Origin of the sequence: Pantoea sp. CTOTU49201, from assembly GCF_032054795.1 — a bacterium.
Taxonomy (GTDB): Bacteria; Pseudomonadota; Gammaproteobacteria; order Enterobacterales; family Enterobacteriaceae; genus Pantoea; species Pantoea symbiotica.
In genome coordinates this window covers 1-25,259 of sequence record NZ_DAMBSA010000011.1, presented here as the reverse complement: position 1 = coordinate 25,259, position 25,259 = coordinate 1, and the positions used below count along the sequence as shown (strand labels likewise).

The following is a 25,259-nucleotide window of genomic DNA, read 5'->3' as shown; positions in this document are numbered from 1 at the left end:
GAGGACCGAGGAGGGGGACAGCCAGCACAATCTGGGGACAGCAAGCACAATCTGGGAAAAGCCAGCACGATCCCAAAAAAATAAAGGAACCGCATGTTCGCATACATCATTCGCCGACTGCTGGAGATGATCCCCGTATTGCTGGTGGTCTCGCTGCTGGTCTTCGGCTTCATCAAACTGCTGCCTGGCGATCCGGCGCGTATCTACGCCGGACCGGATGCGCCTTTGGCCGCGGTGGAAGCAGCGCGTCAGCATCTCGGACTCAACGATCCGCTGCCGCAGCAATATATCAACTGGATCGGCGGCCTGCTGCGCGGCGATCTGGGCGTCACTTATCGCACCCAACAGCCGGTGCTGGAGGTGATCAAACAGGGCTTTATGCCCACGCTGTGGCTGGCGCTGGCCGGTTTTGCCTGGTCGGTGATTCTGGGTTTATTCCTCGGCGTATTTGCTGCCCTGAAACGCGGTAAATGGCAGGACTGGACCTTAATGAGCGTCGCCGTCGGCGGCATCTCGATGCCCACTTTCTGGCTCGGCCTGCTGCTGATCCAGTTCGTCGCCATGCCGTTTGGCCTGTTCTCCGTCAGCGGCTTCAACCAGCCCAGCGACATCGTGTTACCGGCGATCACGCTCGGTTCCTCGGTGGCAGCGGTGATGGCGCGCTTCACCCGCTCGGCATTTCTTGAAGTGGCGCAGGAAGATTACGTGCGCACCGCCAAAGCCAAAGGGCTGCGCAATCGGCTGGTGACGTGGAAACACGTGATGCGCAATGCGTTGATCCCGGTGATCACCATGCTCGGTTTGCAGTTCGGTTTTCTGCTCGGCGGATCGATCGTGGTCGAGAGCGTGTTCAACTGGCCGGGATTGGGCTGGCTGTTGATCGAGTCGATCAAAGCGCAGGATCAACCGGTGATCCAGGCATTAGTCATGCTGTTCGTGTTTGAATTTATTGTCATTAACCTGCTGGTCGATCTGCTGTACGCCGTGGTCAACCCAGCGATTCGCCTGCGACAGGAGCCCTGATGAGTCTGCAATCTCTGCCTGCCCACGCGCAGGAGGCGATCCGTTCGCCGTGGCGCGATTTCCTGCACGCGCTGGTGCGTAATCCGCTGGCGCTGGTCTCCGGCGGCTTTGTGCTGCTGCTGGTGCTGGTGGCCATTTTTGCGCCGTGGCTGGCGCCATGGGACCCGATGGCACCCGACTGGATGGCGCTGTCATCGCCGCCGTCCAGCACGCACTGGATGGGCACCGACGAACTCGGCCGCGATCTGTTCAGCCGCATCATCTTCGGCGCGCGTATCTCGCTGTATGTGGGCGTGTTGTCGGTAACGCTTGGCATGGTGGTTGGCGTGCTGCTCGGCCTGCTGGCGGGTTATTACGGACGCTGGATCGATATGCTGATTATGCGTGGCTCCGACGTGCTGTTCGCCTTTCCCGGCATGCTGCTGGCGATTGCGGTGGTGGCGATTCTCGGTCCGGGACTCAACAACGTCATCATCGCGGTAGCGATCTTCAGCGTGCCGGTGTTTGCCCGCATCGTGCGTGCGTCCACGCTGTCGCTGAAACAGGCAGCGTATGTTGAAGCGGTGCGCTGTGCCGGTGCGCCGGATCGCGTGATTCTGCTGCGCCACATTCTGCCGGGCACGCTGTCAAACGTGATTGTCTATTTCACTATGCGTATCGGCACCAGTATTCTGACCGCCGCCGGGCTGAGTTTTATCGGCCTCGGCCCGGAACCTGATGTGCCGGAGTGGGGCAATATTTTGGCGATGAGCCGCAGCATGATGATGGCTGGCTTGTGGCATGTCAGCGTGTTTCCAGGTCTGGCGATATTTATTACCGTGCTAGCGTTTAACCTGTTGGGTGATGCGCTGCGCGACACGCTCGATCCCAAACTGAAGAGTTAAACATGGACTTTCAACAACTGCAGCGCGACGTGCTGCTGCAACGCTGGCGCAGCGAGCGCCAGCTGGGACAACCGCGCAGCGCCAGCGGGCCAACCAATCGCATTAGCGACGTGCCAGGCGTGCGCGTCGGTCACTACACGCTAGCGGACGGCGAACGGCAAACCGGCGTCACCGCGATTGTGCCGCCGGGCGACAATCTGTTTACCCAGCCGCTGCCTTGTGCGGCGGCGGTGTTTAACGGTTTCGCCAAGCCAGTTGGCCTGGTGCAGGTTGAAGAGTTGGGCGTGCTGCAAACGCCGATATTGCTTAGCAACACGCTGGCGGTCGGCACGCTGTTTACCACGCTGGTGCGCGATGCCATCAGCCGCAACAGCGAGTTGGGCCGTAGCTTGCCCACGGTCAATCCGCTGGCGCTGGAGTGCAACGACGGCTGGCTCAACGATATTCAGGCGCTGGCGATCACTGAAACGATGGCGCAGCAAGCACTCTATGACGCCACGGCAGATTTCGATCGCGGCAGCGTTGGTGCCGGGCGCGGCATGAGCTGTTTCAGTTTGAAAGGCGGCATTGGTACGGCCTCGCGCATCATTCCGTCGCTCAATGCCACGCTGGGCGTGCTGGTGCTGGCGAACTTTGGCGCGTTGACCGCGTTGACGCTGGATGGCGTGCGCCTTGGTGAAATGATCGCGCCGCTGCTGCCGGAACTGACGCCGCAGCGCGATGCCGGTTCCATCATCATTATTATGGCGACTGATGCGCCGCTTGATGCGCGTCAGCTGAAGCGCATCGCCAAACGCGCCGGTGCCGGTTTGGGGCGCCTGGGTAGCTATTGGGGCCACGGTTCAGGCGATATTGCTGTGGCATTTTCCACTCAGCCACAGCCGCAACCGCCAGAAGAATCCACGCTGGAACCGCTGCTCGCCGCCGCCGCCGATGCCACCGAACACGCGGTGCTGGATGCCTTACTCAGCGCCGAAGCCGTCACCGGTTTTCGCGGCCATCATCGCCCGTCGTTAACCGAAGTATTAGATCGATTGACCGTGTCGTAGGGTCGCCCTTCATGGCGACCTCTGCCAATAACCGCATGGAACCCAACCTCATGAAAATCTTCATCTCTGCTGACATCGAAGGCATCGCGGGTGTCATGCGCCCTGAACAGTGTTCTCCCGGTCACGCCGAGTATCAGTTAGCGCGTGGATTAATGGAACAGGAAGTCAATGCCGCCATCGACGGTGCGTTTGCCGGTGGCGCAACTGAAGTGGTGGTCGCCGATAGCCACGCCCAAATGACCAACCTGCGCGCGGAAAATATCGATCCGCGCGTGCGCATGGTGCAGGGCAAACCGCGCGGCTTATCAATGGTGGAAGGCATTGAGCAGCAACCGTTTGATGGCCTGTTCTTTATCGGCTATCACAGCGCGGCGGGCGAACCGGGCGTGCTGGCGCACACCATTAATGGCCGTGCGTTCTGGCGCATTCACATCAACGGTAAAGTGATGGGCGAGACCGACATCTACGCCGCGGCCGCTGCCGAACAGGGCACGCCGCTGTGGCTGGTGAGCGGTGACGATCAGCTCAAAGGCTGGATTGCCGAGCATTATCCCTCGGTGGATTACGTCTGCGTGAAGCGCGCCATCTCGCACACCTGCGCCGAATCCATCAGCCCGCAGGCAGCGCAGAACGCCATTCGCGCTGCGGCAACGGCTGCGGTGCAGCGCAAACGCCAGATCAGCACCACGCGGCTGAGCGCGCCTTATGAGATGCAGCTGCAAGCCAGCAAACCGGTATTGGCGGACCTGTTTAGCCTGATTCCCGGCGTGACGCGCATTGACGCGGTCACCGTTGGCTATCGCGCCGACGACATGAATACGTTAATCAGCCTGCTGAGTGCCTTCTCCTATCTGGCAAGTACACAATCGTGATCGTAGGGGCGCCATTTATGGCGACCGCGCTAAATCATCAGGTCGGTCCGCATTTCCTGCTGAATTTTGCTAACCTGCGCGCAATTTATATATAACAACGAGGCAGTCATGCAGCTCTGCAGTTTTTATCTTATTGACCAGGAAAGAAAAAGTTACGGTATCGTGCAGCAAGAGGGCGTGATTGATATCGGCGCGCGTCTCGGCGCTGACTGCCCGGACCTGAAAACCTTGCTGCAACGCGGCGCGTTAAGCGATCTCGACGCCTTCGTGTCACAGCCGGTTGATCATCCGTTTAGCGCTATTCGCTTCCTGCCGGTGGTGGAAAATCCTGGCAAAGTGTTCTGTGTTGGCATGAACTACGCCGACAAACGCAAAGAGTTCGCCGAGACGATTGAAGCGCCGACGCTGTTTGTGCGTTTCGCGGATTCGCTGGCGGCGCACGAGCAGCCGCTGCTGAAACCCGCTACCACACAGGAATTTGATTACGAAGGCGAACTGGCGGTGATCATTGGCAAAGCGGCTTATCAGGTGAAAGCCGCCGATGCGCTGAATCACGTTGCGGGTTACAGCTGCTTTATGGATGCCACGGTGCGCGACATGCAGTTTACCTGGTTCACCGCCGGGAAAAACTGGCAGCAAACCGGCGGTTTCGGGCCGTGGATGACCACCGCCGACGAGATCCCCGATCCGCAGCAGCTGGCGATCAAAACCTGGCTGAATCAGCGCGAAGTGCAGAACGACACCACCGCCAGCATGGTGCATCCGGTGGCGAAGATTATCGAGTACATTTCCGCGTTCAGTCCGCTGTCGCCAGGCGATGTGATCATCACCGGTTCACCGGGCGGCGTCGGTAAAAAACGCACGCCACCGCTGTTTATGTTCCCCGGCGATGAGATTGAAGTGGAAATCGAAAAGATCGGAAGATTACGTCACCGTATCGCATAAAACGGTCGCCATAAATGGCGACCCTACGACGGTTTTGTAGGGTGCGCATTAATGCGCACCTGGAATATTACGATGCGTTAACGTGTAAACGTCACCACGCGGCTGCGATTCAATTGCAGCCGCAGCGTGTCGCCTTCGCGCGCAATCGCGAAGCGCTTCTCCCACGGTCCATCCTGCGCGGTGGCTAATAGGCGATTGTTGCCCAGCGACTGCAAACGCGCGCGAATCGCCGCCGGGCCGATGCCCATGATTAAGCTGTCACCCTCAATCACCAACTCGCTGCGCCACTGCGGCGCGAACCAGCGGCCTTGCAGATTATCGAGACTGTCCTGATCGGCCTGCACAGGCACAAAACGTCGTGCGGCATGCCCGATCTCTCCCACAATCGCCGCGCCATCATGACGTAACCGCAGCGGGAAGGTGCTGGAGAGCGACACCGCCGTGCCGTGCACATCGTCACGCCACAAGGTTTCGCCTGCGCCGAGCCAGGTGGCGGTCACGCCTTTAATTTCCAGCCAGTCGGCGGCGTCTTGCGCCACGTAAAGACCGGGCGTTAAATCGTGTCCTTTCTCCGGTAACGCGCGGTTGAGCAGCGCCGCCATCACCCGCAGTACGCTTTCCGACGTGGTGACATCTTCGCGGTTGGCGACCAGCGCCACGCCAATTTTCAGTTCCGGATGCAGCAGGAAATAACTCTTATAACCGGCATGCGAACCGCCATGACCAAACAGCGTCTGGCTGCCGAGCGTCGAGCTGGTGATGCCCAAACCGTATCCGCTGATGCGGCCATCGTTGAGATTACGCGGCGCGCTCAGGCGCTGCAGCACGCCCGCGCCCGGTCCGCTATCGGCCAGCAGGCTTTGCAGCCAGCGCGTCAGATGATTCAGGCTGCCAGTGACGCTGCCCGAAGCTGAGAGATGCAAACCGGCGCTGGAAAGCTGCCACTGCGCGCCGTTTTGCCAGTAGCCAGGCACCAAACCGGGCACGATATCGAACCAGCTTTCCGGCGCAATCAGGTTGATATCCAGCGGATCGCAGATGTACTGCTGCAGCAGATCATTGAATAACACGCCTTTGGCTTTCAGCGCTTCTTCCACCAGCCGATAGCCGGTGTTGGTGTAGGAGATTTCGCTGCCGGGCGCATAGTTGAGCTCGCCTTCGCGCGCGATAAAATCCAGCAGGTCGCCGGCGCTGGTGGCGTTGTACACCGACAATCCCAGCAGCGATAAGGTTTCACGCACGTCCGGCAAACCGCTGCTCATATCCAGCGCCTGTCCGACGGTGATTTGGCCGTTGGCTCCGCTCAGCTGCGGCAGATGCTGCACCAGCACATCGTCGAGCTTGAGGTAGCGGCGTCCCGGCCCGGTCACCAGCGCGGCGAACAGATGTTTGGTGATCGAGGCGAAACGCACCACGCTGTCGGCGCTGAACGGCGTTTGCTGCGCCAAATCGGCCAATCCGGCACAGTGCATTGAGTGGATCTGGTGCGCATCAAACAGAACCATTGCGCCGCCCGGCGCGCCCGGCTGTTGCCAGCTTTCAGTGATCTGTTGTGCGACATCCGCGGCGCGTTGCCAGTTAGCGGTCATGCCGGTTCCTCCAGCGTCATGCTGAGATCGAAAAGTTGGGCGGTATGCGGATGCTGAATGCGCCGCGCGCGCAGATCGTCGGCGCTCAGCTGCTCCACCATCTCGCCATTCTGCATCACGCCAATGCGCTGACACAGGTGAGTTACCACCGCGAGGTTGTGCGTCACCATAATGTAGGTGAGTTTGCGCTCGCTGCGTAGATCGCTGAGTAAATTCAGGATTTCGGCCTGCACCGACACATCAAGTGCTGAGGTCGGCTCATCCAGCAGCAGCACTTCCGGCTCGGCGATCAGCGCGCGTGCAATCGCCACGCGCTGACGCTGGCCGCCCGACAGCTGATGCGGATAGCGGAAACGTACCGAGGCGGGCAAGCCCACTTCGCCTAACGCCTGGCTGATGCGTTGTTCGGCGCGATCGAGCTGATGCACCAGCAGCGGTTCGTGCAGGATGCGATCAATAGTTTGACGCGGATGCAGCGAACCAAACGGGTCCTGAAACACCATCTGCACCTGCCGATAGAAGGCGCGGCTGCGTTTGGCGCTGAGCTGCATGCCGCCAAATAGCATGCTGCCTTGCCAGTCGGCATTCAGTCCGGCGAGCGCGCGCAGGATGGTGGATTTGCCCGAGCCGCTTTCACCGACCAGGCCAAAGCTTTCGCCGTTACCGACCGAGAAGCTGACGTCTTTCACCGCCGTATGCGTACCGAAGTTGATAAGCAGGTTATCGATTTGAATCATGGGAAGCCTGTAAATTCTGTGCGTCCATTTAAACGGTCGCCATGAATGGCGACCCTACGCTGTGTGCCGATAATTAATCGCGCCACGCGGCATCGCGCTGCAATACGGGTAAACGCTCGCGCGGATGGCGCAACGACGGCAAACACGCCAGCAAACCGCGCGTATAAGGATGCTGCGCCTGCTGCAACTGCCCGGCATCGAGCAGCTCGACGATGCGGCCGGCGTACATCACTGCCACGCGATCGCAGAAGTGCGACACCAGCGGCAAATCGTGGCTGATCAGGATCAGCCCCATGCCGCGCGCCGAGACCAATTCGTCAATCAGCTTGAGGATCTCCGCCTGCACCGTGGCATCCAGCGCGCTGGTGGGTTCATCAGCGATTAACAGCTCCGGATCGGGCGCCAGCATCATGGCAATCATCACGCGCTGGCCCATGCCGCCTGAGACTTCATGCGGATAGCGTTTCGCCACGGCTGCGGGATCGCGAATCTTCACCTGCTCCAGTAGCTCAATCGCTGCCTGCATCGCCGCTTTATGGCTGCCGCCTTTGTGCTCGCGCCAGGCTTCGGCAATCTGCTGGCCGATGGTCATCACCGGATTGAGTGAATATTTCGGGTCCTGCAGGATAAAACCGACGCGCTTGCCGCGAATTTTGCGCAGCACTTTCTCGCTGGCACCGCGCAGATCGATACCGTCGAAGCGCAGCACATCGGCGCTGACTTCCGCATTGCCCGGCAATAACTGCATCAGGCTGCGCGCGGTCAGCGACTTGCCGGAACCGCTTTCGCCGACAATGGCGAACTTCTCGCGGCCCACGCTAAAACTGACGCCGCGCACTGCTTCGAAGGTTTCGCTGCGCGAGCGGAAGGCAACGCGCAGGTTATCGATTTCCACCAACATTTAGCGCTCCTTAGGATCCAGCACGTCACGCAGACCGTCGCCGAGAAAGTTAAACGCCAATGACGTCAGGAAAATCGCGATACACGGCATTAATGGCACCCACCATTCGCTGAACAGGAAACGACGCGCGGTGGCGATCATCGTGCCCCATTCCGGTGACGGCGGCTGCGCGCCCATGCCAAGGAAGCCAAGGCTGGCGGCGGTGATAATGATGGAGCTCATGTCCAGCGTGACGCGCACAATCAGGCTCGGCACGCACAGCGGCATGATGTGGCGCAGAATAATGCGCAGCGGCGATGCGCCGGTCAGACGGCTGGCGGCGATAAAGTCGCTGTGGCGGAACTGCAGGGTTTCGGCGCGCGCCAGACGCGCATACGGCGGCCACGATGTCAGGGCAATCGCCAGAATCGCGCTCTCAACGCCGGGTTTCAGCGCCGCGACAAACGCCAGCGCCAGAATCAAGCGTGGGAAGGCGAGGAAGATATCGGTCAGGCGCATCAGCGCTTTATCGATGAAACCTCCGGCATAACCGGCGATACAGCCAATCAGCAGGCCGAGCGGCGCGGTAAGCAGCACCACGGCGATTACCATGCCAAGTGTGGTGCGGCCGCCATAGATAATGCGCGTCCAGACATCGCGGCCCAGTTCATCGGTGCCGAGCCAGTGTGCGGCGGAAGGTGCCGCAAGACGGTTTTCCAGATGCTGCACGCCGGGATCGAACGGCGTCAGCCACGGCGCAAACAGCGCCAGCAGCAGCATCACCGCCACCACCAGCAGTCCGGCCATCGCCAGTGGATTACTGCGCAGGCTGAGCCACAGGCGATAACGCCGGCCCCACACCGCCTGGCGACGATTGGCGGGCGTGTCGTCGAGCAGCCATTCTCGTGAGAAGAAGATCATTTTACGCGCGGGTCCCAAAGTCGATAGAGAAGGTCAGCCAGCTGATTGAGCAGCACATACACGGTGCCGACCAGCAAGGTGGCGCCGATTACCGGGTTCATGTCGGCGTTCATCAGCGACGTGGTGAGATATTGGCCGATACCGGGCCAGGCGAAGACGTTTTCCGTCACCACCGCGCCCTCCAGCAATCCGGCGTAGGTCAGCGCCAGCACCGTGACCAGCTGAACCGCCACGGTGGGAAACGCATGCCGCCAAATCACCCGCCGTGACGACAAACCTTTGGCGCGCGCGGTGATCACGAACTCGCCGCTCAGCGCGTTAAGCATAAAGGTGCGCGTCATACGCGTGATGTAGGCCATGCTGAAGTAGGCCAGAATCAGCACCGGCTGCGCCATGTGCGCCAGTGCATCCCAGAAGGCGTCGGTTTCCCCGGCCAGCAGCGAATCGATAGTGAGGAAGCCGGTGACCTGCGGCACCATATCCTGCCAGATGATGTCCTGCCGTCCGGGGCCGGGCGCAATGCCGAGCACCGCGTAGAACACCAGCAGGCTCAGCAACGCCAGCACGAACACCGGCAGCGAATGGCCGGCAAGACAAATGACGCGAATGGTTTGATCGACCCATGAACGTTGACGCACCGCCGCCCACACGCCAAGCGGAATGCCGATCAGCGCTGCGATGATGATCGCCGCCGTCGCCAATTCCATGGTGGCGGGGAAGAAGCGGGCGATGTCGGTAATCACCGGATTCGAGGTGAGAATCGATTTACCGAGATCGCCATGCAGCAGTTGATTGAGGTAGTGACCAAACTGCACGTAAAGGGGCTGATCCAGCCCCATTTCCGCACGCACGCGCTCAACCACCGATTGCGGTGCGTTATCACCGACCGCCGCCAGCACCGGATCGGTGGGCATGACGCGGCCAATGAAAAAGGTCAAAACCGACAGACCAAACAACGTCAGCACCAGGCTTCCCAGGGTGCTGACGATTCTCTTCAGTAACGGCATCAGGCTTTTTTCACCTGCGCATACGGCCACTGCTCCAGCACGGTCATGTGAACATCACTCAGCGCTTTGCTGGTGGCCACGTTTTTGGTCTTCTGCATCATGAAAATGAACGGGCTCTTCTCGCGGCCTAGCTGCTGAATCTGCTGATAGAGCGCGATGCGCTTCGCCGGATCCGGCTCATGCAACGCCTGCTCGGTGAGTTTGTTGAACTCTTCGTCTGACCAGCTGCAGCGCCATGCCAGCGTACGCGCACGCGCGTTATCGCTGTTGTCGGTGTTAACGCAGAAGGCTTCGGTGTTGGAGTTGGGATCAAAGTAATCGGCACCCCAAACCGTCAACGCCAGCTGATGCTGACGCGCGCGCATTTTGGTCAGAACCTGACGGTTTTCGGCGGCAATCAGTGACACTTTGATGCCAATCGCGCCCAGCTGCGTCTGAATTGCCTGCGCGATGTCCGGATACGGTTGCATCGAGTAGTGATCGAGAGTGATTTCGAAACCGTCCGGATAACCCGCTTCGGCCAGCAGCGCTTTGGCTTTCGCCAGATCTTTGTGGAATGGCGTATCGTCCAGCGCCGCCGGGAAGCCGCTCGGCAGGAAGCTTTGATGGGTGACAAAACTCATCGACAGAATGTTTTTCTGGATGCTTTCGTAATCCAGCGCCCACTTCAGCGCCTGCCACACCTGCGGTTTTTTCAGGTACTGATTATTAGTGTTGCACGACATTAGCATGATGGCCGACAGCGACTGATTCACCAGCGACACGCTGCTGTCGTTTTTCACCTGCAGCAGCTGTTCGGTGGTGAGGTCATATGCGGCATCGACATCGCCTTTTTTCAGCATCAGCGCCTGCGCGGCTGGGTCAGCGATGTGCTTGAGGATCACGCGTTTGGTTTTGCTTGAACCTGCATATTGCGGGCTAATCTCCAGAATCACCGTTTCGCTGGCATTCCAGGTGCGCAGGGTAAAGGCACCGGAACCGGCGCTGTGCTGTTTCAGCCAGCCGTTACCGAAGTCATTGTTCTGCTGGTTCGCCAGACAGGCTTTCTTCGACACGATGCTGCCGACGGTGGCGGACAAGCAGTAGAGCAGGAAGGTTTCGGCCGCCGGTGCGCCGAGTTTCATCTCAACGGTGTGCGCATCTTTCGCGGTGACCAGCTGCGTCACGTTGTCTTTGGTGAAGCCGAACTGATTGATAATAAAGGCCGGACTCTTATCCAGCTTGACGATACGTTCAATCGAGAACGCCACGTCTTCTGCGGTGAGCGGCGAACCATCGGCGAATTTGGCCGCCGGATCGAGATGGAAAGTGTAAGTGCCGTTATCGCTGCTGACGTCCCAGCTTTGCGCCAGTTGACCAATCACTTTGTCGGCTTGCTTTGGATCGGGCGTGACTAAACGTTGATAGAGGTTGCCGCAAATCTGGCCGCCAGTGGCTTCGAAGCTTTCATGTGGATCGAGGCTGGTGATGTTATCGAGCTGCATCGCGATCACCAGCATGGTCGGCGGCGTCGCGGCAAAGGAAGAATTCAGGCTGAGGTAGGAAACAACAGGTACAGCAGTGCATCCTGCAAGAAAACGTCTTCTGGTAACCATGTAAACTCCCAACTGATTGATAAGTAAAATAAAAAATTGTTATTTGATTGTTTTTTGTCTTGACTTTACGCACCTGCCGGAGGATTAATACCGGCTCTAAGCCATTTGTTTCACGCGTGTGTGCTCGCCCTTTTTTGGTGCAATTTGCTCCGCCAGCTGGCAGTGCTGCGCTTTCCCCCGAACATGGAACTGAACAACATGTCTGACTCGATTACCCTCGATATTCCGGTCTTTGACGGCCACAACGATGTGCTGAATAAGCTGTGGCAGCACCATCAGCCGGACGCGGTTAATGCATTTTTCACTGGCACCAAAACGGGCCAAATGGACTTTCCACGTATCCGTCAGGGAAATATGTTAGGTGGCATTTTCGCCACCTGGGTGCCGTCCCACCCTCTGATTGCAAGAAGTGCGCCAGACCTCGCAGATTTTCCTCAGGAAATTATCAACTCAGCGCGCGATGCGACGTTTTCTATGCTGGCGCTGCTACTGCGCATTGAGCAGGCCTCAAACGGCCAGGTGAAGATTTGCCGCAGCGTGCGTGATATTCGCCACTGCATGGCAAACAAGGTGTTAGCGGTGGTGATGCACGTGGAAGGTGCGGAAGCGCTGGATACTCACGGCGAGCTGCTCGACATGCTGTACGCCAGCGGCTTGCGCACGCTGGGACCGCTGTGGAGCCGCCCGAATCAGTTCGGCGACGGCGTGCCGTTCCTCTATCCTTCGTCGCCGGATATCGGCAACGGCCTGACGGCCGCGGGCAAGCAGCTGGTACGCGACTGTAATCGCCGCCGCATCATGGTTGATTTATCGCATATGGATGAGAAAGGCTTCTGGCACACCGCAGAGATCAGCGATGCGCCGCTGGTGGCGAGCCACTCCAACGCGCATGTGATCAGCGCGCAGTCACGCAATCTCACCGATCGCCAGCTGGCGGCGATTGCCGAAACCAACGGCTTTGTCGGCGTCAATTTTGCCGTGCCGTTCCTGCGCGAAGATGGCGATCGCCATGCGCCGACCGGCGTTGATGCCATTGTGCGTCACGTTGAGTATCTGCTGGAAAAAGTCGGGGAAGATGGCGTCGGTTTTGGTTCGGATCTTGATGGTGCCACCATGCCGGGCGATCTGAAAGACGTGGCCGGATTCCCGCTGCTGGTGCAGGCGCTGGCGGCACGCGGCTATTCACGTGAGCTGCTGGAGAAGATTTGCCACGGCAACTGGCTGCGCGTGCTTGAAGCCACCTGGGGCGAATAATCATGCGGCTGCGGCATATTGAAGTGTTTCAGGCGATTGTGCAGACCGGCAGCATCAGTGCGGCGGCGCGTTTGCTGAATGTGTCGCAGCCGAATGTCAGCCGCGTGCTTAATCACGCCGAGCAGCAGCTCGGTTTTGCGCTGTTTGAGCGGCGCGCGCAGGGCATGGTGGTGACGGCAGAAGGGCGGCGTTTGCTGCCGGAAGTGGAAGATATCTACCAACGTTTACAAGCGATTACCCAACTCACCGAGCAACTGCGACGCGGCGAAGGGCAAACGGTGCGCGTCGGTGCCGCTCATGCGTTTGGTCAGATGGTGTTAGCACCGGCGCTGGTGAACTGGCGACAACAGGCGGCATCGGTCAGCGTGGAATTGGTTACCGAGCATTTCAGCACCTTATGCGGCATGATCATGGCTAATCAGCTCGATTTCGCGCTGGTGTTTGGTCAGCAGGTGGATGCGGATTTACTGGCGGAGCCGCTGTTTCAGTCGTCGATGGTGGCGTTGCTGCCGCGCGATCACACCCACAATGAGCCGGTGACGCTGGAGTGGCTGTGCGCTAACAACCTGCTGATGATGCAGAATCAGGATCCGTTGGGTCGCGTGCTGCACCGCGCGCTGCGTGATAAAGGGCTGAATCCAGCGGTTTCGCTGTCGATCAAAACCTATTCGGTGATTGCCGATATGGTGTTGGCGGGCGGCGGCGTCGGGATTGTCGATCTGTTTACCGCTTGCCGTTATGCCGACCAGCTCAAGCTGTTGCCGGTCGCGCAGCCGCTACCGTTTGAAGTGATGTTAATCAGCCGCCGCGATCAGCCGCAGTCGCAATCCACGCTGCAGCTGAAACAGGTGATTCGCAACAAGCTGTGGGAGATCGCGCGCCAATGTGAATCGCAGTTTTTCACCCGTCCATCGTAATACCGGTTTCGTAGGGTCGCCATTTATGGCGACCGTCCCACATCCGACTCTTAATTAAACCCCATCCGTAATCGGTTTACGCACCAGCAGCAAATACGCCAGCGCGCCTACCACCGTTACACCGGCGCAAATCATCAACGCCAGGCTAAACGACTTGGTGGTATCCAGCACCCAACCGGTGATCACTGGCGCGAACGAGGCGAACACGAAGCTGGCGAAGTTCTGGATGCTGCCGACCGAGGCGGTCATACGCGCCGTGACGTTGGCGTGAATCAAACCCCAGCACGATGTACCGGCAAAGTGGATACAGAACAGCGCCATACCGATCATGGTCACCGCGCTGGTGGTGTCGGTGGCACGCGTTACAAAGGCGGTAAACGCAGCGGACAACAGCATGCCGGTGACGATAGAGATCTTACGCACTTTCACCGCATCATGACCGCGACGCACCAGCGCATCGACCACATAACCGTTCAGCAGCATGCCCGCCGCGCCGAACAGGAACGGAATCGCCGCCAGTAAACCGGTACTTTTCAGGTCGAGGTTATAAGTGGATTGCAGATAACCTGGCAGCCACGCGATGTACAGCCATGCGGTGTAGTTGATGCCGCTGAAGCCAATCATCATGCCCCACATGGTGCGCTGCTTAAACAGGCCGCGCCACTCGGCAAAACTCAGCGGCTCTTTGCGCGATGCCACGCTGCCCGCCTGCAGATAGTGAATCTCTTCGCCGCTCAGCTTGTTGTTATCGCGATCGCGGTACATCAGATACCAGCCGATGGCGAGGAACATGCCGAGCACGCCGATGGTGACAAACATACCGCGCCAGCCCATTACCATCATCATCGCGGCCAGGATCGGTGGCGCGATGGATAAACCAATCATCGAGGCGGCATTAAACATACCCATCGGCATGCCGCGATCTTTGATGTTGAACCAGTCGTTGATCACCTTGACGCCGCACGGGTTCATCGGTGCTTCACCAATACCTAATCCGATGCGCACCAAAATAAACTGGGTGAAGTTATGCACCAACCCCGCCGCTGCCTGGAACAGCGACCAGAAGAACATGCCAATCGCCAGCATGATGCGCGGCCCTTTGCGATCGAGCAGCGCACCGCACGGCAGCTGTGCTAAACCGTATGCCAGAGAAAACGCTGACAGCAGCACGCCAATTTCGGTCGCAGATAAACCCAGTTCTCCACGGATGGTCATATTGGCGACCGACAGCGAACTGCGGTCAAGATAGTTGATCATGGCGGCGAACAGCAGCAGCAACATGGCGGTAATCTGGATCTTTCTGATGCGCGGCGAGCGCACCACGTCACTGCGTGCCGGGATAAAATCTTGCCCGTCTGCAGCCGGTTGTGGCGCGTTTTCGCGGCCACGAGCCGAAGTATTTTCCATTGCGACCTCCCGGATCTGGGTACTTATCGTTATGCGTTTGTGTGGGATCCTGCGGCAGCAAAACGGTGCTGCCCCAACGGATTGACTTCGAGACTAGAAGCAATCAGATCGGGATGTTGCGGAGATGTTTCAGATTCGTGCGGGAGCTAATGCTTTGTGGTTTTTAATCGGTTTTTAATTGTACTGACGGATAGATCGGATCATCGATGTCTTAGCGGTGCCGAGATGATTGTGCAGGGCGCACAAGGCTTCGACATCCTGACGGCTAATCAGCGCCGTCAGAATCGCCATATGCTCCTCCAGCGCCACGATATTGCGTTGCTTAAGATCGGTTTCATCCCATTGATAATGCGAGTGAAAAATCACTGAAATTATCTCCAGCGACTGATTAAAAAACGGATTGTTGGCGGCGGAGAGAATCAGCGTGTGCATCTCTTTATCCAGCGCGGCAAAGTGGCGGTAATTGCTGGCGATGGTGTCGCGCATCGAACGATGGCGATCCAGCAGGTCGCGCGCCTGCATCCAGCGCTCATCCTGCGAGGGCAGATTGAGAAAACGCGTCAGGGCGTGGGTTTCCAGCATTTCACGCAGCTCAAACAGGTTCTCGGCATACTTCTGATCGAACTTCTTCATGCGCCACTGTCCGCGTCTCACTGGCTCCAGCAGGTCATAACGCATAAAACGCAGCAGGAATTCGCGCACCACAATCGGGCTGACCTTCACCTGCTGCGCGAGCTGTAGCTCGCTAAACGTATCGCCCGGCATCAGCTGACGCTGATTAATCAGGTTGAAAAAGGTCTGCTCAAACTGCAGCGCCTGCTGATCAATCGGCGGCGTCAGGGCGTTAAAACCATCTTCATCGCTGGGATCGCGCACGATAACGTAGGTTTCATCCACCTTTTCCAGCACGCCGCGCTCATGCAGATGCTGCAAGGTGTGGCGCACCGTGGTGCGGCTGATGTTAAACATTTCGGCCAGCGCCGCCTGCGGTGGCAACGGCGAACGGATATGCCGTTTGGCAATGCCTTCCAGCATCTGGTTAATCACGTTCTGACGTAGGTTCTGGCTGCGGCTCATACGTGTCTCCGGTTTTTTATCTATTAAAAACCATACAAAGCCCAAAAAAAGCGGTTGGCTTCACACTTCCCCCAACGCAAAAAGCTGTCATCGGCGATTTTCGCCATAACTGCGACAACAGCACAGGAGAAGCCCATGACAACAATGAAAACGCTGGTGGTCGCCGAGCCGCGCCAGATGGTGTGGCAGCAGCGCGCTAAGCCGACGCCCGCCGCTAATGACGTTCTGATCAAACCGATCGCCGCTGGGATCTGCGGCACTGATATCCACGCCTGGTCCGGCAATCAGCCGTTCTTCAGTTATCCACGCGTGTTGGGGCATGAGCTGTGTGGCGAAGTGGTAGAACTCGGCAGCCAGGCCAGCGGCTTTAGGCTGGGCCAGCGCGTGGCGCTGATTCCCTATGTTGCCTGTCAGCAGTGCGATGCCTGTTTGAGCGGCAAAACCAACTGCTGCGAAAACATCTCGGTGATTGGTGTGCATCAGGATGGCGGTTTCTGCGAATTCCTCAGCGTGCCGAGCAGCAATTTGCTGGCGGTGGATGATGTTGATCCCGAAGCCGCCGCGCTGATTGAACCCTTCGCCATCAGCGCGCATGCGGTGCGCCGTGCGGCCGTGGCGGCAGATGAGCAGGTTTTGGTGGTGGGCGCAGGTCCGATCGGCCTTGGCGTGGCCGCAATTGCAGCGGCGGCGGGTGCCAAGGTGGTGGTGGCCGATACCAGCGAGCAGCGCCGTGCGCACGTGGCGCAGAAACTGGGGTTAACGACGGTGAATCCGTTAGACGCCGATTTTGACGCGCAGCTCAAAGCGGAGTTTGGCGGACGTTTATCCGCCAAAGTGATCTATGCCACCGGCAGCCCGGCTGCGATGAATGGCGCGGTGAAACTGATTCGCCACGGCGGCACCATCGTGTTTGTCGGCCTGCATAAAGGCGATCTGGTGATCCCGGATATCGAGTTCCACAAAAAAGAAACCACGTTGATGGGCAGCCGCAATGCCACGCTGGAAGATTTCGCTAAAGTTGGCGAACTGATGGCGAAAGGGCAGCTTCGTGCCGACATGATGCTAAATCGTCATTATGATTTCTCAACGCTGGCGGAGTGCTTTGAAGCAGATGTGATTAATAACCGCGAACTGATTAAAGGCGTAATTCACTTCGAGCGGTAGTTCTCCGGGATGTTCGGTCGCCATGAATGGCGACCCTTCGACAGATCGCTGCAGTTATCGTAGGGTGCGCATTAATGCGCACCTGGCTCGCATATTGTCACTCCATTCAAGCCAGCGTATTATCTCCCGCCTAAGGTGATGGCGTGCCACCTTCCCCAACCGCCGTTCTGGTCACAGACGGCTGATGACGCCTGACAACACTCGTATCCCTGCGCGGGAGACGGCGGTGTGTCAGGTGTTATTCTGTCCTGCCGCGGCCCTGCGCGTAATTCATTTCAGGAGCTCCAAACTATGTTGAAGTCGTTACTGGCGGTGGTGCTGGGCGGTGCGGTGGGCTGTACGCTGCGTTGGTTGATCTCATTACGTTTTAACGCGCTGTTTCCCAATTTGCCGCCGGGCACCTTGATGGTGAATCTGGTGGGCGGTTTTATTATCGGTGCGGCGCTGGCTTTCTTCATGCGTAATCCGCACATCGATCCCTTCTGGAAACTGCTGATTGTCACCGGTTTATGCGGCGGCTTAACCACGTTCTCAACCTTTTCCGCGGAAATCGTCGGGCTGCTGCAAACCGGCAAATACCTGTGGGCGATGTCGAGCGTGATGGTGCATGTCATCGGTTCGCTGCTGATGACCTTCGCCGGTTTTGCCGTGGTAAACCTGCTGGGATAACCTTCAGGCTTGAAATAACTCCTCAGAGGTAGATACTGATCGCCATTCTGTGCGCGTGACGCACAGAATGTGTCACCGATTATCCGGACGATTAAGGAGCTGTGTCATGCGTCGTAACCCCAAATTCCTTAACCTGGTGTTGTTAAACGGTGAACCTGAGGAGAAGCTGCGTGCCGCACGCGCCGCCGGTTTCGAGCAGGTTGAGATCTGGCGCGACGATGTGCAAGCCAGTACGCCACAGTTAGCAAAGCAGTTACAGCTTGGCTTCACCAATTTGCAGGTGCTGCGTGATTTCACCGGTGCGCCGGATCGTGAGCGCCAGCAAAAACGCGAAGAGCTGCGTCAGTTCATTCAGATTGCCCAAACTATCGGCTGCGACACCATTCAGGCTCCCGCCAGCACGCGTGAAGATTGCGTGGCGGCGCGCATTGACGAAGATTTGCGTTGGATGGCCTCGGAAGCTGCGCGCTACAACATGCGCATCATGTATGAGCCGATGGCGTGGTGCAGCGTGGATAATACGCTGCCGCTGGCGTGGGAACGGCTGCAACGGCTGGACCAGCCGAATATCGGTTTGGTGGTCGATCTGTTCCACATCTGCGCGTTAGGCGGCGACGCATCGCAGCTGGACGGCATTCCCGCCGATCGCATTTACGAAGTGCAACTGTGCGATATGGCCGAAATGCCGCCGCAGGATAAGCAGCCGCTCAGCGAGTATGCGCGTCATCAGCGCTTGCTGCCGGGCGATGGCATCATTGAAGTGGAACGTTTTGTCGATAAGCTGAAAAGTGCCGGTTACAGCGGGCCGGTTGGCATTGAAGTGTTTAACGATAAGTTGCAAGCGCAGCCAGCAGACGTGGCTGCGCACAAGGCGTGGCAGGCGTTAAATCGCTACTGGCCTTAATCCTGCAAACATTGCGCAATAAAACCGGCGGCATCCATCGCACCCTGCGATGAAATGGTGTGGCCGGTGGCCGCTTCATAGCGCGCTTCCACCGTCACGCCAGCCTGTTGCAAACGCTGCTCCGCCGATGCACTTTCGCTAAACGGAATCACATCATCAGCTTTGCCGTGAATCAGCAGCGCAGGCGTGTACTGTTGTGGCGTTAACGCGCCATCAAACGCCAGACGACCGGAAAATGCCACCACACCCGCCAGCGGATAACGACCCGACGCCAGCGCATCCAGCGCCATGATTGAACCCTGTGAAAAGCCCACCAGAATCACTTTGTCCCACGCATCCGCCATGCCGTGATGCGCCATCAGCTGTTGCAGTGTGTCATCAAAGGCAGCGCGCGCTTCACGCACCCGCGCCGGACGGTTTTCGGGTGTGATGCCGGTCAAACTAAACCACTGATAACCCATCGCATGTTCAAAAGGATAGGGCGCATTCGGCGAGGCAAACGCCACATCTGGCAGCAGGCGGGCCCAATGTTCGCCGAGCACCGCGAGGTCGTCGCCGTTGCTGCCGACGCCATGTAAAAAAATCACTAACGCTTTTGCCATCGCACTGCTCCTTATAAACCGTAGGCCGCCATATCCGGGCCAACCGGCACAATGCCGTTGGGATTCAGCGCCTTAATCGAATAATAGCCCTGCTTGATATGGTCGATATTCACCGTCTGACGCACGCCAGAAACCGACAGCATACTCTTGAGATAACGATCGAGCAGCGGATAGTCGCGCAGGCGGCGCAGGTTGCATTTAAACAGGCCGTGATAGGCGGCGTCAAAGCGCACCAGCGTGACGAACAGGCGAATATCCGCTTCGGTTAAGCGCTCGCCGAGCAGGAAGGTGCGGCCATCCTGCAAACGCAGCTCCAGCTCATCCAGTTGGCTGAATACATCGTTAAACGCCTGCTGATAGCTGATCTGCGTGGTGGCGAAGCCGGTGCGATAGACGCCGTTATTCAGGCGCGGATAGATCGATTCATTCAGCGCGTCGATCTCTGCGCGCAGATCTTCGGGATAAAGATCAATGCGATCGTCCGCCAGCGCGCCAAAGCCGCTGTTCAACATGCGCAGGATATCGGCCGACTCGTTATTGACGATGGTTTGCGTCTTTTTGTCCCACAGCACCGGCACGGTGGCGCGGCCGGTAAAACCGGCATCGGCGCGGGTGTAAAGTTCATGAATGTATTCGGCTTTATTCAGCCAGTCGCGGTCCGCGCCGGGATAATCACCGAAGCGCCAGCCTTGCGCGCCAAGCTGTGGCTCTACCACCGACACGCTGATCACCTTTTCCAGCCCTTTCAGGCTGCGCGCCAATAGCGTGCGCGAGGCCCACGGACAAATCAGCGCCACATAGAGGTGATAGCGATCTGGCTCGGCAGCAAATTCGCTGGAACCATCTGCGGTGATCCAGTGACGAAAACTGGATGTCTGGCGCACAAATCCGCCTTGTTTATCGGTGGCTTGCACCGGATGCCACTCTGCACTCCACTTACCGTTTACCAGCATCGTCTTCTCTCCTATGTGTTGATGGAGTGAGCATACAGCGCTGCTGGTTGGGTGATAATCCGGGCAAAATGGCTTTCATTGCTTCCAAATTGGAAGGAATCAGCCGGGCGGATGGTGCTGGAAATGGGCGGCGAGGAAATCGATCAGCAGCCGGGTTTTCTGCGCCAGATGACGCGCCGGCGGATAGAGCGCGAACAGGCCGAGCGGCGGCGTGGCGAACTCCTCTAATATCGAGACGATTTCACCGCGCTGCAAAGCGGGCGCGGCAATAAAACCCGGGAGCCGCGCAATGCCCAATCCGGCAATCGCCGCCTGTAAACAGGCTTCGGTATTCGAGAAACAGAGACGACCGCGAATTGGCATGCTGACGCTGTCGCCGCACGGCGTTACAAACGGCCAATGCCAGGGATCGCGGAAGTTGGTATCGCTGATGCACTGATGTGCCGCCAAATCACGCCAGTGCTTTGGCGTGCCGTGTTGCAGCAGATAACCGGAAGAGGCCGCCACGCGAATCGGCACATCGCCGAGGCGGCGCGCAATCAAACTGCTGTCGTCGAGTTTGCCGATGCGAATCGCCATATCGAAGCCTTCATCAACGATGTTAACTGCACGATCGGAGAAGTTCACGTCGAGTTCGATCTGCGGATAATGGCGCGCGAACTCCACCAGCACGCTGGCTAACACCGCGGTACCAAAGGTGCCGGGCGCGCTGATTTTCAGGCGGCCGGTCGGCGTGGTGGCGCTATCGCGCACTGTGGCATCCAATGTATCAAAAGCTTCCAGCAGCGTTTTTACCCGCTCGTAATAGGCGCGACCGACTTCGGTAGGCGAGAGCGCGCGCGTGCTGCGTTTAAACAGCTGCACGCCAAGTTCCTGCTCCAGCCGGGAGACCAGCTTCGACGCCTGGCCGCTGCTGGTGCCAAGGCGTTCGGCCGCACCGGCAAAGCTGCCGACTTCCAGCACGGCGACAAACATGCGGTCACAATCGAGTCGATCCATGAAAATTCCAGCTGACGAGAAAATCGTAGGGTGCGGCCTGCGGGCCGCCCGTGTCAAATTCTGCGCGGTGCATTAATGGACAAGGTCACCATGAATGGCGACCCTACAAAATCGCGCTGGTTCGTCGTAGGGTCGCCATTTATGGCGACCGTCGGGTCAAATCTGCTGATTACACATTCAGTGCGCTGCACCTTTTCCCACGCGGGAAAACCTGTTGAACTAGGCGCCTGCTTTCATCTGGCCGGGAGCCGTGAATGTCTTTGCTACATCTGTCGTCGCTGGCGGAGATCTCCGCCGTCGAATGGGATGCGCTGTTACCTGACGATCAACCGTTTTTACGCCATGCCTTTCTTCTGTCACTTGAAGAGAGCGGCAGCGTGCGGCCCGAAAACGGCTGGCAGACGGATCACCTGTTGTGGCGCGAAAACGGCACGCTGCGTGCCGCCATTCCCGGCTATCGCAAACGCCATTCGCGCGGTGAATATGTGTTCGACCATGCGTGGGCGGATGCCTGTCAGCGCGCCGGTATTCCTTACTATCCGAAATGGCTGGGCGCGATTCCGTTCAGTCCGGTGACTGGCGCACGCCTGCTGGGCGATGAAGACGCGGTGCTGAAACTGCTCAGCGCGTTGCCGGATAACCTCTACGAACAGGGTTTGAGCGGCGCGCATATCAACTTCACCACGCCGTTCGCCAATCAAGTCATGCAGCAGCAGCCGGACTGGCTGGAACGTCTCGGTTTGCAGTATCACTGGCACAACAAAGGCTATCGCGATTTTCAGGATTTCCTCGACACGCTGATGTCGCGTAAGCGCAAACAGCTGCGCAAAGAGCGTGAGCAGGTGATGAGCAGCGGCTTTGAATTCAGCTGGTATCGCGGCGATGAGCTGCGCGAAGATCAGTGGGATTTCGTCTACACCTGCTACGCCAACACCTATGCGGTGCGCGGCCAGCGACCATATTTGACGCGCCACTTCTTTAGCCTGCTGGCAGAGCGCATGCCGCGTTCGATTCGCGTGGTGATTTCAACGCTGCAAGGCCAACCGGCCGCCATGGCGTTCTGCTTAATGGACGGCAACACGCTGTATGGCCGCTATTGGGGCTGTCTGGCGGAGTTTGATCGACTGCATTTCGAAACCTGCTTCTATCAGGGCATGGATTTCGCCATTGCGGAAGGTTTGCAGCGTTTTGATGCGGGCGCGCAGGGCGAGCACAAGCTGGTGCGCGGCTTTGAACCGCATATCACGCACTCGTGGCACTATCTGTGTCATCCCGGTTTGCGCGATGCGGTGGGGGATTTTCTGCTGCAGGAACGGGAAGGCGTGCGCGGCTGGGCAATTGAAGCGCGCGACGCCTTACCGTATCGGCGTGGTGATTAATCCGCGCCGACAAAACCGCCGGTCTGATGCTGCCACAGGCGCGCGTAAAGTCCGCCGTGCGCCAGCAGTTCGCGGTGGTTGCCCATCTCGACAATCTCACCTTTCTCCAGCACCACCAAACGATCCATTTTGGCGATAGTTGAAAGACGGTGCGCGATGGCGATTACCGTTTTACCCTGCATCAGCGTTTCCAGGCTCTCCTGAATCGCCGCTTCCACTTCGGAATCCAGCGCGGAGGTGGCTTCGTCCATGATCAGAATCGGCGCGTCTTTCAGCAGCACGCGCGCGATGGCGATACGCTGACGTTGACCGCCCGACAGCTTCACGCCGCGCTCACCCACGTGCGCATCCAGACCGGTGCGGCCTTGCGGATCGGAGAGCAGCGGAATGAACTCGTCGGCGCGTGCGCGTATAATCGCCGCCTGCAGCTCCTCTTCCGTCGCGTCCGGACGACCATACAGCAAGTTTTCGCGAATTGAGCGGTGCAGCAGCGAGGTGTCCTGGGTGATCATGCCGATTTGCCCGCGCAGGCTTTCCTGCGTCACTTCAGCGATGTTTTGATCGTCAATCACAATGCGGCCGCTATTGATGTCATACAGCCGCAGCAGCAAGTTCACCAGAGTGGATTTACCGGCGCCGGACGGCCCAATCAACCCGATTTTCTCGCCCGGTTTGATGTTGAGATTGAGGCGATTAATCACCTGACGGCTGCCGCCATAGTCAAAGCGCACATCCTCAAAGCGAATCTGGCTGCGCGTCACCTGCATGTTTTTCGCGTTCGGCTGATCCTGCACGCTCAGCGGCTGCGCAATGGTGTTCAGGCCATCCTGCACCATGCCGATATTCTCAAAGATGCCGTTCACCACCCACATGATCCAGCCGGACATGTTCACCAGACGGATCACCAAACCGGTCGCCAGCGCAATCGCGCCGACGCTGATCAGCGACTGGCTCCACAACCACAGCGCCAGGCCGGAGGTGCTGACAATCAGCAAGCCATTGAGCGTCGAGAGCGTGATATCCATGGTGGTGACCATGCGGCTGGCGTGCTGGGTTTTGTCGGTTTGCTCCTGAATCGCTTCGCGCGCGTAACGCTTCTCCAGATCGTTATGCGAGAACAGTTTGATGGTGGCGATGTTGGTGTAGCCATCGACGATGGTGCCCATCAATTTTGAGCGCGCCTCCGATGACACCACCGAACGCTGTTTAACGCGCGGCACGAAGAAGCTCAGCGACACGCTGTACGCCACAATCCAAATCACCAGCGGAATCATCAGGCGCCAGTCCGCTTCGGCAAACAGCACCAGCGAGGTCACCGCGTAAATCACCACATGCCAGATGGCGTCCACCAGCTGTACCGCCGAATCTCGCAGCGAGTTACCGGTCTGCATGATGCGCTGAGCGATGCGCCCGGCAAAATCGTTCTGGAAGAAGTTCAGGCTCTGGCGCAGCACGTAGTTGTGATGCTGCCAGCGGATCATGCTGGTCATGCTTGGGTTGATGCTTTGATGCACCAGCATATCGTGCGCGGCAATCACCACTGGTCGCAGAATCAGCGCCACAAAACCCATCCACAACAATATTTGCCAGTTATCGCTGAACAACGAGGCGGGCGTGGAGTGATTAACCAGATCAATGATGCGGCTGAGATAGCTGAACAGTGCCACTTCGATAAGCGCTTGCACCAGCCCGACAATCAGCAGCGCGACGAAGCTCGGCCACACCTGACGCAGATAGTAGAAGTAGAACGGCCAGACGCTGGCGGGCGGGGAATCGGTTGGCGCATCCTGGAAAATATTGATAAAACGTTCAAAACGGCGATACAACATAGAGTCACTCTTCCCGAAATGGTGAGAGTTAACAGCTTAGTGCAAGTGAAAAGGGATTACCGACATGGATTTACACATTCGCGGCCGTGAGCCGGGCGATGCCGCCGCCTACCAACGCCTTTACAGCCATCCTGACGTTTATCGCTGGACCACGCAGCTGCCGTGCCCGAGCGTGGCGACCTGGCAGAAAAAATTCGAAAAGATGGATGAGCTGGGATACATCGGCTTTGTTGCGGAGATCGATGGCGCGATGGTTGGCGAGCTCACGCTGTTTGTCGAGCAGCGTCCACGCACGCGTCACAGCATCAGTTTTGGTATCGGCGTCGATCCGGCGTTTGGCGGGCGCGGCATTGGCGAAAAGCTGATCCGTAACGCGATGGATTACGCTTTTAACTGGCTGGGGATTATGCGCATCGAGCTGGAAGTGTTTCACGATAACGACCGCGCGCTGCGGCTGTATCAGAAGCTGGGCTTCGAGCGTGAAGGCGTGAAGCGCAAAGCCTGCCTGCGTGATGGCGAGTATCACGATATCGTGCAGATGGCACAGTTACGTTAACCGTAGGGTCGCCATTCATGGCGACCTTGTCGATAACCGCACCCAAC

Annotated in this window: 24 protein-coding genes and 1 riboswitch; of the genes, 12 read left to right on the top strand and 12 right to left on the bottom strand. The window is 58.3% G+C overall.

What is annotated here, in order from left to right; translation table 11 throughout:
• The first annotated feature begins 93 nt into the window (after positions 1-93).
• The 5 genes from RTY00_RS01750 (at position 94) to RTY00_RS01730 (ending at position 4,773) form a co-directional block, all read left to right on the top strand.
• Positions 94-1,023, top strand: a complete 930-nt coding sequence (locus tag RTY00_RS01750) for an ABC transporter permease (protein WP_154193928.1) — start codon at positions 94-96, stop codon at positions 1,021-1,023.
• Positions 1,023-1,907, top strand: coding sequence for an ABC transporter permease subunit (locus RTY00_RS01745; RefSeq protein ID WP_007891891.1), 885 nt, complete (start codon positions 1,023-1,025; stop codon positions 1,905-1,907). The genes RTY00_RS01750 and RTY00_RS01745 overlap by 1 nt, the downstream gene beginning before the upstream one ends.
• 2 nt (positions 1,908-1,909) lie before the next feature.
• Positions 1,910-2,956, top strand: coding sequence for a P1 family peptidase (locus RTY00_RS01740; RefSeq protein ID WP_312663210.1), 1,047 nt, complete (start codon positions 1,910-1,912; stop codon positions 2,954-2,956).
• A 50-nt stretch (positions 2,957-3,006) separates the two neighbouring features.
• Entirely contained in the window at positions 3,007-3,828 is an 822-nt protein-coding gene (locus RTY00_RS01735; protein ID WP_312663209.1) for a M55 family metallopeptidase, read from the top strand.
• A 108-nt stretch (positions 3,829-3,936) separates the two neighbouring features.
• A complete protein-coding gene (locus tag RTY00_RS01730; protein WP_312663208.1) occupies positions 3,937-4,773 on the top strand; it encodes a fumarylacetoacetate hydrolase family protein in 837 nt (278 codons plus the stop codon).
• Positions 4,774-4,850: 77 nt separating this feature from the next.
• Here the strand turns inward: RTY00_RS01730 and RTY00_RS01725 are convergent, their stop codons facing one another.
• The 6 genes from RTY00_RS01725 to RTY00_RS01700 form a co-directional block, all read right to left on the bottom strand.
• Entirely contained in the window at positions 4,851-6,362 is a 1,512-nt protein-coding gene (locus RTY00_RS01725) for a serine hydrolase domain-containing protein (protein WP_312663207.1), read from the bottom strand.
• Positions 6,359-7,099, bottom strand: coding sequence for an ABC transporter ATP-binding protein (locus RTY00_RS01720; protein ID WP_312663206.1), 741 nt, complete (start codon positions 7,097-7,099; stop codon positions 6,359-6,361). The genes RTY00_RS01725 and RTY00_RS01720 overlap by 4 nt, the downstream gene beginning before the upstream one ends.
• Before the next feature lie 73 nt (positions 7,100-7,172).
• Entirely contained in the window at positions 7,173-8,000 is an 828-nt protein-coding gene (locus RTY00_RS01715; RefSeq protein WP_312663205.1) for an ABC transporter ATP-binding protein, read from the bottom strand.
• Positions 8,001-8,900: an ABC transporter permease gene (locus RTY00_RS01710; RefSeq protein ID WP_154157288.1), complete on the bottom strand. Its 900-nt coding sequence runs from the start codon at positions 8,898-8,900 to the stop codon at positions 8,001-8,003. It lies immediately after the preceding gene.
• Entirely contained in the window at positions 8,897-9,907 is a 1,011-nt protein-coding gene (locus RTY00_RS01705; RefSeq protein ID WP_008106687.1) for an ABC transporter permease, read from the bottom strand. The genes RTY00_RS01710 and RTY00_RS01705 overlap by 4 nt, the downstream gene beginning before the upstream one ends.
• On the bottom strand, positions 9,907-11,502 hold the full coding sequence (locus RTY00_RS01700) for an ABC transporter substrate-binding protein (protein ID WP_154193938.1): 1,596 nt from the start codon (positions 11,500-11,502) through the stop codon (positions 9,907-9,909). The genes RTY00_RS01705 and RTY00_RS01700 overlap by 1 nt, the downstream gene beginning before the upstream one ends.
• Before the next feature lie 198 nt (positions 11,503-11,700).
• Here RTY00_RS01700 and RTY00_RS01695 point away from each other — a divergent pair, with 198 nt between their 5' ends.
• Together RTY00_RS01695 and RTY00_RS01690 are read left to right on the top strand one after the other, a co-directional pair.
• On the top strand, positions 11,701-12,756 hold the full coding sequence (locus RTY00_RS01695; protein ID WP_179453128.1) for a dipeptidase: 1,056 nt from the start codon (positions 11,701-11,703) through the stop codon (positions 12,754-12,756).
• 2 nt (positions 12,757-12,758) lie between these two features.
• Positions 12,759-13,673, top strand: coding sequence for a LysR family transcriptional regulator (locus RTY00_RS01690; protein WP_154157285.1), 915 nt, complete (start codon positions 12,759-12,761; stop codon positions 13,671-13,673).
• A gap of 54 nt (positions 13,674-13,727) precedes the next feature.
• Here RTY00_RS01690 and RTY00_RS01685 read toward each other — a convergent pair whose 3' ends face one another.
• On the bottom strand, positions 13,728-15,080 hold the full coding sequence (locus tag RTY00_RS01685) for an MFS transporter (protein ID WP_312663204.1): 1,353 nt from the start codon (positions 15,078-15,080) through the stop codon (positions 13,728-13,730).
• Between the two features lie 174 nt (positions 15,081-15,254).
• The gene (locus RTY00_RS01680) at positions 15,255-16,157 is read right to left on the bottom strand and encodes a GntR family transcriptional regulator (protein WP_008109475.1); all 903 of its coding nucleotides are present in this window, start codon (positions 16,155-16,157) and stop codon (positions 15,255-15,257) included.
• A 135-nt stretch (positions 16,158-16,292) separates the two neighbouring features.
• On the opposite strand from RTY00_RS01680, the gene RTY00_RS01675 reads away from it, so the two are divergent.
• The 3 genes from RTY00_RS01675 to RTY00_RS01665 all read left to right on the top strand — a co-directional run bounded on the left by RTY00_RS01675 (position 16,293) and on the right by RTY00_RS01665 (position 18,894).
• Entirely contained in the window at positions 16,293-17,321 is a 1,029-nt protein-coding gene (locus tag RTY00_RS01675) for a zinc-binding alcohol dehydrogenase family protein (RefSeq protein ID WP_312663203.1), read from the top strand.
• Positions 17,322-17,446: 125 nt separating this feature from the next.
• A riboswitch (Fluoride riboswitch) is annotated at positions 17,447-17,522 on the top strand.
• A gap of 90 nt (positions 17,523-17,612) precedes the next feature.
• Positions 17,613-17,990 (top strand): fluoride efflux transporter CrcB, encoded by a 378-nt coding sequence (gene crcB, locus RTY00_RS01670; protein ID WP_312663202.1) that lies wholly within the window; start codon positions 17,613-17,615, stop codon positions 17,988-17,990.
• A gap of 106 nt (positions 17,991-18,096) precedes the next feature.
• Complete coding sequence (locus RTY00_RS01665) at positions 18,097-18,894, top strand: sugar phosphate isomerase/epimerase family protein (protein WP_312663201.1); 798 nt, start codon at positions 18,097-18,099, stop codon at positions 18,892-18,894.
• Here RTY00_RS01665 and RTY00_RS01660 read toward each other — a convergent pair.
• The 3 genes from RTY00_RS01660 to RTY00_RS01650 form a co-directional block, all read right to left on the bottom strand.
• A complete protein-coding gene (locus tag RTY00_RS01660) occupies positions 18,891-19,496 on the bottom strand; it encodes a prolyl oligopeptidase family serine peptidase (RefSeq protein ID WP_312663200.1) in 606 nt (201 codons plus the stop codon). The two genes, RTY00_RS01665 and RTY00_RS01660, sit on opposite strands and share 4 nt — an antisense overlap.
• Positions 19,497-19,507: 11 nt before the next feature.
• Positions 19,508-20,449: a glutathione S-transferase family protein gene (locus RTY00_RS01655; RefSeq protein WP_312663199.1), complete on the bottom strand. Its 942-nt coding sequence runs from the start codon at positions 20,447-20,449 to the stop codon at positions 19,508-19,510.
• A gap of 99 nt (positions 20,450-20,548) precedes the next feature.
• Positions 20,549-21,448: a LysR family transcriptional regulator gene (locus RTY00_RS01650; RefSeq protein WP_312663198.1), complete on the bottom strand. Its 900-nt coding sequence runs from the start codon at positions 21,446-21,448 to the stop codon at positions 20,549-20,551.
• A gap of 254 nt (positions 21,449-21,702) precedes the next feature.
• On the opposite strand from RTY00_RS01650, the gene RTY00_RS01645 reads away from it, so the two are divergent.
• The gene (locus tag RTY00_RS01645) at positions 21,703-22,827 is read left to right on the top strand and encodes a GNAT family N-acetyltransferase (RefSeq protein ID WP_312663197.1); all 1,125 of its coding nucleotides are present in this window, start codon (positions 21,703-21,705) and stop codon (positions 22,825-22,827) included.
• On the opposite strand, the gene RTY00_RS01640 is transcribed toward RTY00_RS01645, so the two are convergent.
• On the bottom strand, positions 22,824-24,656 hold the full coding sequence (locus tag RTY00_RS01640; protein WP_312663196.1) for an ABC transporter ATP-binding protein: 1,833 nt from the start codon (positions 24,654-24,656) through the stop codon (positions 22,824-22,826). The genes RTY00_RS01645 and RTY00_RS01640 overlap by 4 nt on opposite strands.
• 64 nt (positions 24,657-24,720) lie before the next feature.
• Between RTY00_RS01640 and RTY00_RS01635 the strand changes: the two genes are divergently transcribed.
• Positions 24,721-25,212 (top strand): GNAT family N-acetyltransferase, encoded by a 492-nt coding sequence (locus tag RTY00_RS01635; RefSeq protein WP_312663195.1) that lies wholly within the window; start codon positions 24,721-24,723, stop codon positions 25,210-25,212.
• Positions 25,213-25,259 lie beyond the last annotated feature (47 nt).